The sequence below is a fragment of the Pseudomonas sp. 05N434 genome (genome assembly GCF_056396965.1).
In genome coordinates this window covers 1-500 of sequence record NZ_JBFTMK010001094.1, presented here as the reverse complement: position 1 = coordinate 500, position 500 = coordinate 1, and the positions used below count along the sequence as shown (strand labels likewise).

At 60.4% G+C, this 500-nt stretch carries 1 protein-coding gene; it reads left to right on the top strand.

Annotated features, from left to right (window positions below):
* The coding region (locus AC1DLB_RS31905; RefSeq protein WP_477786520.1) for a dihydrodipicolinate synthase family protein at positions 1-453 on the top strand (453 nt) is incomplete at its 5' end.
* Positions 454-500 lie beyond the last annotated feature (47 nt).

The window sequence follows — 500 nt, the reverse complement described above, 5'->3', positions numbered from 1 at the left end:
ACCGACATGTCGGTGGAGTTGATCCTGCGGATTTTCAACGCGGTCGACAACGTCACTATGGTCAAGGAAAGCACCGGCGATATTCAGCGCATGCACAAACTGCAACTGCTGGGCGAAGGCCGGGTGCCGTTCTATAACGGCTGCAATCCCTTGGCACTGGAAGCGTTCGCGGCCGGCGCCAAAGGCTGGTGCACAGCGGCGCCGAACCTGATCCCGCAGCTCAATCTCGACTTGTACGAAGCGGTATTGGCCAATGATCTGAGCAAGGCTCGCGAACTGTTCTACCGCCAGTTGCCGTTGTTGGACTTCATCCTCAAGGGCGGTTTGCCGGCGACCATCAAGGCTGGTTTGCGCCTGGTCGGGCTGGAAGCGGGCGACCCGCGGTTGCCGGTGTTTGCACTCGGCGAGACTGGCCGCAGTCAGTTGCAGGGTTTGTTGAACGCGTTGCGCTGATCGTCGGGAACACACAAAACCACTGCGGGAGCGAGCCGTCAGGCTCG